Consider the following 654-nt stretch of genomic DNA (forward strand, 5'->3'; position numbering starts at 1 on the left):
CGTCACTCAATCTCGTCGACTCCATTTACAACAACCGTAACAGCATTCATGTCGTAAACGTTTTAAACAACGGCGCGATCAATGGCCTACCGGATGATGCCGTGATTGAATGCAGTGCTGTGATTGGTAGTTGGGGGGCAAAACCCCTTGCTGTTGGTGAGCTATCAAACAACATCAAAGGACTACTGCATCAAGTGAAAGCTTATGAGCAGTTGACGATAGAAGCCGCTGTTGAAGGTAACTACGACAAAGCATTGATGGCATTAACGAATAATCCTTTGGTGCCAGACATTGGTCGAGCGAAAGCGATATTGGATGAGCTGTTAGCGGTTAATGCGCCTTATTTGCCTCAATTTAAACTTACAGCGTTGTAATACTAAGGAAGAGCGTCAATGAAAGTCATTTTTAATGCGGACGATTTTGGTCTGACTCAAGGTGTTAATAACGGCATTGTAAAGTCCCATCAAGATGGTGTCGTGAAATCGACTACTATGATGGTAGGGATGGATGCCGAGCAGAATGCAATCGAGTTAGCTCATCAAAATCCAGACTTAAAAATTGGCGTACATCTACGGTTTACAGCAGGTGCTCCTCTCACGGAGCACCCAAACTTAACCAATGGTAGAACGCATTTCGTCAAATACAGTGAATTGT

General features: G+C 43.9%; 1 protein-coding gene and 1 pseudogene. Both read left to right on the forward strand.

What is annotated here, in order from left to right:
• A pseudogene (locus R7Q09_RS26180) lies at positions 1-374 on the forward strand (6-phospho-beta-glucosidase); the annotation flags it as partial.
• Between the two features lie 18 nt (positions 375-392).
• On the forward strand, positions 393-654 hold a 262-nt coding region (locus R7Q09_RS26185; RefSeq protein ID WP_318143948.1), incomplete at its 3' end, for a ChbG/HpnK family deacetylase.

Source organism: Vibrio sp. 2130-1 (genome assembly GCF_033339515.1).